Annotated in this window: 7 protein-coding genes and 1 tRNA gene; 6 read left to right on the top strand and 2 right to left on the bottom strand. The window is 57.1% G+C overall.

The window, feature by feature from the left end; translation table 11 throughout:
* Positions 1-556 (bottom strand): hypothetical protein (locus tag ABYO54_RS12575; RefSeq protein ID WP_372808598.1); only part of this gene is annotated, 556 nt, incomplete at its 3' end.
* 253 nt (positions 557-809) lie between these two features.
* On the opposite strand from ABYO54_RS12575, the gene ABYO54_RS12570 reads away from it, so the two are divergent.
* A tRNA-Leu gene (locus tag ABYO54_RS12570) sits at positions 810-898 on the top strand.
* A gap of 354 nt (positions 899-1,252) precedes the next feature.
* Here the strand turns inward: ABYO54_RS12570 and ABYO54_RS12565 are convergent.
* Positions 1,253-1,456 (bottom strand): cold-shock protein, encoded by a 204-nt coding sequence (locus ABYO54_RS12565; RefSeq protein ID WP_372808597.1) that lies wholly within the window; start codon positions 1,454-1,456, stop codon positions 1,253-1,255.
* Positions 1,457-2,373: 917 nt separating this feature from the next.
* Between ABYO54_RS12565 and rpsL the strand changes: the two genes are divergently transcribed.
* The 5 genes from rpsL to rplC all read left to right on the top strand — a co-directional run bounded on the left by rpsL (position 2,374) and on the right by rplC (position 6,435).
* A complete protein-coding gene (gene rpsL, locus ABYO54_RS12560) occupies positions 2,374-2,748 on the top strand; it encodes a 30S ribosomal protein S12 (RefSeq protein ID WP_372808596.1) in 375 nt (124 codons plus the stop codon).
* Between the two features lie 12 nt (positions 2,749-2,760).
* Positions 2,761-3,234, top strand: a complete 474-nt coding sequence (gene rpsG, locus ABYO54_RS12555; protein WP_372808595.1) for a 30S ribosomal protein S7 — start codon at positions 2,761-2,763, stop codon at positions 3,232-3,234.
* Positions 3,235-3,348: 114 nt separating this feature from the next.
* Complete coding sequence (gene fusA, locus ABYO54_RS12550) at positions 3,349-5,472, top strand: elongation factor G (protein WP_372808599.1); 2,124 nt, start codon at positions 3,349-3,351, stop codon at positions 5,470-5,472.
* Between the two features lie 13 nt (positions 5,473-5,485).
* Complete coding sequence (gene rpsJ, locus ABYO54_RS12545; protein WP_130595710.1) at positions 5,486-5,794, top strand: 30S ribosomal protein S10; 309 nt, start codon at positions 5,486-5,488, stop codon at positions 5,792-5,794.
* A 14-nt stretch (positions 5,795-5,808) separates the two neighbouring features.
* A complete protein-coding gene (gene rplC, locus ABYO54_RS12540) occupies positions 5,809-6,435 on the top strand; it encodes a 50S ribosomal protein L3 (RefSeq protein WP_372808594.1) in 627 nt (208 codons plus the stop codon).
* Positions 6,436-6,544: the final 109 nt, after the last annotated feature.

Genomic DNA, 6,544 nt, shown 5'->3' with positions numbered 1-6,544 from the left:
CTGCGCCGACGTCCAGCTTGCTGTCGTGGGTGTTGGCCAGGCGCACCTGCACATCGTTGATTTGGAGCGATTCCACGATCACCTTTTTGGGCTCCTTCCGGTTGCTTTTCTTCGGCTTCTCCTTTTTCGGGGGAGCCGAAGGGTCGATGTCGGCGAACGACCGGATGCTGGCGAGAAACTCGGAAATGTTGTCGGTGGACGGGTTTTGTTCATAAATGAAGTGCGGGCTGTTGATCCGCACCTGGTGGACGACGACCGTCTTGGTGAGGATCGAGCCCATATCGATTGCAATGTCCAGGCTTGCGATGGATACCGCGTTGGACTGGCCGAATAGATCCGGATTCGCGATCGATAGGTCCGAGAGCTGGATGGTGCCTTTGCGGGGATTGATGGACAGGCGCTCGATCTTTACGGGAACGCCCAGCGCCTTGGGCCCGATTGTCTGCGCCACCAGCTTCAGCGTTGGGCCCAACCAGAAAAGCACCGTGAGGAGAATGGCCAGAACCAACCCCCCGAGCAGTCCGAAAAAAATCTTGAGCACCTTCTTTGTCTTCATCGCTTCGTCCTTTCTCGTCATCGACCGATGATCGAGACCATAGCGCGCGTTGACCGGTCTGCAAAGACCAACCCGCCAAAACTGCCCCGGAAGGTGCAAGAATGGTTGGTCGGAGGTTGGTTTAGCCGCTTGGAAATCCGGGGTTTGGGCCAGGACGGCAGGGGGCGGGTTGGAAGAAGTGATTTTTTTTGATTTTACCGCTTGCACCACCACCCCGGCGTGGGTATGTTCCACCACCTTATTTCACAATATCGCTCGGGTGGTGAAATTGGTAGACACGCAAGGTTGAGGGCCTTGTGGGAGTTAAATCCCGTGTGGGTTCGAATCCCACCCCGAGCACCAAATCTACAAAAGCCGAACTTTATGAGTTCGGCTTTTTGTTTGGGCGGAGCGTGTGGGTGAAAACGGAGTTCGACGCGAGCCGGGAAGGCGTGGCTGGAGCATGTCGCCGTTCGTGACCTCGGGGGGCGGCAATCCCGCTCCGGGCGGCAAATCCCGCAGGCCGGTTCTTGTTGCCGGTATTTTTGTTCCGTTGGCGCGGAGGGCGCTGGGTTCGCTCTTGCCGGTAGGCGAGGGATGAATCGGTTTGGCCGGAAGCGGCCCGGCATAGGGAGGCGCAATGTTCCGCGGGAAGGTGGCGGCAATAAAAAAGGCGCCCTGATGGGCGCCTTCATTCAAACGGTTAGGTCTGAGGTCTTACATTGGAACCACGTTGGTGGCGCAAGGACCTTTCTGTCCCTGACCCACTTCGTAGGATACTTTCTGGCCTTCATCGAGGGAGGCGTATCCTGAAACCTGAATTTCCGAGTGGTGCACGAACATGTCGGTTCCGCCTTGATCGGGAGTGATGAAACCAAAGCCCTTTTCAGCGCTGAACCATTTTACTGTACCTGTATTCATTTCTATTCCTTAAGTTGAATGAAGGCTGTGTCTAACCTGTTCCCGGGCAATAAGCGAAGGAAATCTTCAATTATTATTCGGGGGTGGTCGCGAGAGGGGGGGGTTGGGGGTGGGAAATCGCTGCCTACCGGAAGGCCTTTTTGCCGATAACATTGAGCGTTTTGCAAGAAATCGGTGTTTCTTGTTTGCTTTTGCCGGGATAACGGGCCGACGCGATTTCTTTTCACGGGGAGAAGAAAAAAGGGGCGGCGCCGATTTGTTTCCTGGTCTGCTATGAGGTCTTTTGTCGATTTTTGGGGAGGCGTATGGATATGGGAAAGAGCCAGGACGGACTTGCTTAATGCCGCTCGCGCGCGAGGGGCAACGGCCGCCTGGGCAGGGCGGGGCATTTGGGTGCTGGCCGATTCCTTGATCCGTCCAGCGAAAAAGCGAAACTTTTCGCTGGCATCTGGTGCCGGTTTCGTTATGTTGCTCGTCCTTTCGCGCTGTTTTGGGGATTGCGGGAGGACGCGATCGCTGCGACTGATTAATCTACGGTTGCTTATGCGTCTTCCTCTATATCGAAGTGGCTGGCGGTTTCCGGCGGGCGATGGGATGGCTTCCAAGAGGCTATGGGGTGATGGGAATTTGCTGTTGGCGTTTTCCGTGTCTTCTGTTTTTTTTGGAGGTTCATTCGTAACCATGAACGCACCGGCAATCCAATTGGATCCGGATTAGGTTTCGATCTGAAACGCGGCATCGGCGGGGTTTTTCCCGCAGCTTCCGCGGTTAAGTTAGAGGCGGTTCGTGGGAACAGGGTTTTTCGATGGTCGGGAAGCCTACGTAATTAAGGCGAAATTTGTTGAATGTTTCGCTTGCGGTGCCGGTGGTAGATGTCTACTGTCCTGCGCTTGTCTTTTTTATAGGAAGGGATATTTATGCCTACAATCAATCAATTGGTAAGAAAACCGCGTGCGCTTCAGAAGAAAAAGAGCAAGTCGCCCGCGCTGGCAACCTGTCCGCAGCGTCGCGGCGTTTGCCTGCTGGTTAAAACCCAGACCCCGAAAAAGCCGAACTCGGCACTCCGTAAAGTCGCCCGCGTTCGCCTGACCAATGGTCGCGAAGTCAACGCCTACATCGGCGGCGAAGGACACAACCTGCAGGAACATAGCATGGTTCTGGTTCGCGGCGGTCGTGTAAAGGACTTGCCGGGTGTTCGTTACCACATCGTTCGCGGTGCGCTGGACTGTCTTGGAGTGAAGGACCGTAAGCGTGGTCGTTCCAAATATGGTGCGAAGCGCCCGAAAGCATAAGGAATTTAAACTATGGCCAGAAGACATAGAGCAGAAAAGCGTGACCTGATTCCGGACCCCCGCTACAACAGCCAGGTGGTTGCATACATGATCAACTGCGTGATGGAGCGTGGAAAGAAATCGGTTGCCGCTAAAATCGTTTACGGTGCCCTCGAGGACATCAAGGCCCAGCTGAAAGACGAAGATCCGGTGCACGTATTCACGACCGCGATCGAAAACGTTTCCCCGCGTCTGGAAGTCAAGTCCCGCCGCGTGGGTGGTGCCACCTACCAGGTTCCGCTGGAAGTGAAACCCAAGCGCCAGATCGCCCTCGCCACCCGTTGGTTGATCAACTTCGCCGGTAACCGCAAAGGCGTTCCGATGCGCCGCGCGCTGGCTAACGAAGTGATCGACGCTTTCAAGGGCCAAGGCGCCGCCATTAAGAAGCGCGACGACACGCACAAGATGGCGCAGGCCAACAAGGCGTTCGCCCACTACCGCTGGTAAGACCGCGGTTAATGCTGGGTATATAGGAAATCCCCAACGGATGGGGGTCGCCGATCGAAAGGAAGGTTCCACCGGGTGGAACCTTCCAGTTGTTGGAAAGAGATGAATCATTCAATGGACCAGAAGAAGGACAAAGCAGGTAAAGGCTCGGTTTCCCGACGGGAAGCCGAAGGCCGTGCGCATGCATTGTCCGCGGTCCGCAACATCGGCATCATCGCCCACATCGATGCGGGCAAGACCACCACGTCCGAACGCATTCTCTTCTATACCGGCAAGGTCCACCGGATTGGCGAAGTCCACGACGGAACCGCCACGATGGACTGGATGATCCAAGAGCAGGAGCGCGGCATTACGATTACGTCGGCCGCCACCACCTGTTTCTGGCGCGATCATCAAATCAATATCATCGACACCCCCGGCCACGTCGATTTCACCGTTGAAGTCGAACGCTCGCTGCGCGTCCTGGACGGCGCCGTGGGCGTTTTCTGTGCCGTGGGCGGTGTTCAGCCGCAGTCCGAGACCGTCTGGCGCCAAGCCACGAAATACAAGGTTCCGCGGTTGGCGTTTGTCAACAAGATGGACCGGATGGGCGCCGATTTCTATAAGGTGCTCGACGAGCTGCAAACCAAGCTCAAAGCTCCTGCCGTCGCCATCCAGTTGCCGATCGGTACCGCCGACACCTTTACTGGCGTCGTTGACTTGATCCGGATGCGCGGCATCCTCTTTTCCGAAGACGAAATGGGATCCAAGGTCGAGTATGTCGAGATTCCCGCTGACTTGGCTGCGGATGCCGAGGCCTACCGCGCCGAGCTGATCGAGCGGGTTGCCGAGGTCGACGAAGAGCTGCTTGAAGCCTACATGGAAAACACCGATGTTTCGGAACAGGCCCTGGTTGCGGCCCTTCGGCGCGCCACCATTGCCAACGCGATCGTTCCGGTGTTGATCGGTTCGTCCCTGAAAAACAAGGGCGTGCAGCCGATGCTCGACGCCGTTGTTTCCTTGCTGCCTTCGCCGATCGATGTTCCGCCCGTCACCGGCATTTCGGTCAAGACCGAAGCCAAGGTCGAGCGCGAAGCATCCGACTACGAGCCGTTGACGGGGCTGGTCTTCAAAATGGCGAGCGACAAGTTCGTCGGCAAGCTGGCGTTTGTCCGCATCTATTCCGGCCAGCTGAAAAAAGGGCAGAACATCTACAACCCGCGCACGAAAAAGCGCGAGCGCATCGGTCGCCTCCTGCGCCTGCACGCCAACCACCGCGAAGACGTGGACGTGCTCTATTCCGGCGAAATCGGCGGAATGGTTGGGCAAAAACTCTTTACCACGGGCGATACCGTTTGCCCCGAGAACGATCCGATTGTGCTGGAGAACATCGAGTTCCCCGAGCCGGTCATTTCGATGGCCATCGAGCCGCGCAGCACCGCCGACAAGGATGCCCTCGTCGCCGCCCTGCAGGACCTGGCCGAGGAAGATCCCACGTTCCACACCTCCATCCACGAAGAGACCGGCCAAACCATTATCCAGGGAATGGGCGAGCTCCACCTCGAAATTTTGAAAGACCGCCTGTTGCGCGAATTCAAGGTCCAGGCCAATGCCGGCAAACCGATGGTCGCCTATCGCGAAGGCGTCTCCGCCACGGGCGAGGGCAGCTTTACGTTCGATCGCGAGATTGGCAGCGAGCACCACTTTGCCAGCCTGACCATTCAGGTGTCCCCGGCCGCCGCCGGCGCCGGCAACACCATCGATTTCGATGTTTCCACAAAAATTATTCCCGAAGTGTTCCGCAAAGGAATTCGCGAAGGGATCGGCGACGCCCTGATGACCGGCGTGCTCGGCAACTTCGCCATCATCGACACCAAGGTGACGGTGGTTGGCGGACAGGCCCACGATACGGAATCTTCCGAAGTCGCCTTCCGTTCCGCCGCCGTCATGGCCTTGCGGGCCGCCGTCGGAAATGCCAAACCGGAGTTGCTTGAGCCCATCATGCTCCTCGATATCGAAACGCCCGAAGAACATCTCGGCGATATCATGGGCGATCTCAACAGCCGCCGCGGCCGTGTCCGCGAAATTAAATCTTCCAATGATCTGCAGGTCGTGCGAGCGGATGTTCCGCTTGCCGAAGTTTTCGGATACGCAACCAGTTTGCGTTCCTTAACAAAGGGTAGGGCGAGCTATTCGATGGAACCGCAAGCGTTTGAACCGGTTCCGCCCAATATGACAGACGCTATCCTTAACCGTTAGAGAGAGAAAAATAATGACGAATCAAAGAATCAGAATTCGGCTGAAGTCGTTCGACCACCGCGTGCTCGACGTATCGGCTACTGAAATTGTCGAGACGGCACGTCGTACCGGCGCCCGCGTTGCAGGCCCGATTCCGCTGCCGACCCGTATCGAACGCTTCACGGTCAACAAAAGTCCGCACGTGAACAAGAAGTCGATGGAACAGTTCGAGATCCGCACGCATAAGCGTCTGCTCGACATCATTGATCCCACCATCAAGACGGTCGACGAGCTCAAGAAGCTCAACCTGCCGGCGGGTGTGGATATCACCATTAAGATCTAAGGAGGGTTGCAATCATGAAAGGTTTGATTGGAAAGAAACTCGGAATGACCTCCGTCTACACCGAAGACGGCGTCGCCGTTCCGGTGACCGTCATCGAAGCGGGCCCTTGCGTGGTCACCCAGCTTAAGGACAGCGAAAAGGACGGCTACAAGGCAGTCCAGCTTGGCTACGGCGCCCAGAAGGAAGAACGCCTCACCAAGCCGGCGCTCGGCCATCTGAAAAAAGCCGGTGCACCGGCCAAGAGCGTTCTGCGCGAGTTCCGCGTGGACGAAGTCGAAGTCAACGTGGGCGACGAACTGACCGCGGCGGCCTTCGAAGGCGTCAACTACGTCGACATCGTTGCCACCGGCAAGGGCCGCGGCTATCAGGGCGTGGTCAAGCGCTACGATTTCGGCGGCGGTCGCGCATCGCACGGTGGTGGATGGGTCCGCCGCCCGGGTTCGATCGGGATGTGCGAATTCCCGGGACGCGTCTTCAAGGGCAAAAAGATGCCCGGACAGATGGGTGACAAGCGCGTCACCACGCAGAACCTGAAGGTTATCCAGGTTCGTCCCGAAGAAAACCTGATCCTCGTGAAGGGATCGGTTCCGGGCGCCAATGGCGGCATCGTCACCATCAAAGAAGCCCTCAAGAGAAAATAGGCGGGATTATCATGAGTAAACTACCTTTGAAAAATGTTAAGGGAGAACAGGTCGGCGACTACGAGGTCGCGGACAACCTCCTCGTTCTCGACCGCGGCGACCACACGGT

Origin of the sequence: Pontiella sp., assembly GCF_041622395.1 — a bacterium.
Lineage (GTDB): Bacteria > Verrucomicrobiota > Kiritimatiellia > Kiritimatiellales > Pontiellaceae > Pontiella.
Note: the sequence above shows the minus strand (reverse complement) of the source record. Positions and strands in the feature narration are given on the sequence as shown.

Excerpts from the sequence above, each read along its gene's own strand:
- ABYO54_RS12565 (WP_372808597.1), bottom strand. The coding sequence starts at position 1,456 with ATGAATACAGGTACAGTAAAATGGTTCAGCGCTGAAAAGGGCTTTGGT.
- rpsL (WP_372808596.1), top strand. The coding sequence starts at position 2,374 with ATGCCTACAATCAATCAATTGGTAAGAAAACCGCGTGCGCTTCAGAAG.
- rpsG (WP_372808595.1), top strand. The coding sequence starts at position 2,761 with ATGGCCAGAAGACATAGAGCAGAAAAGCGTGACCTGATTCCGGACCCC.
- fusA (WP_372808599.1), top strand. The coding sequence starts at position 3,349 with ATGGACCAGAAGAAGGACAAAGCAGGTAAAGGCTCGGTTTCCCGACGG.
- rpsJ (WP_130595710.1), top strand. The coding sequence starts at position 5,486 with ATGACGAATCAAAGAATCAGAATTCGGCTGAAGTCGTTCGACCACCGC.
- rplC (WP_372808594.1), top strand. The coding sequence starts at position 5,809 with ATGAAAGGTTTGATTGGAAAGAAACTCGGAATGACCTCCGTCTACACC.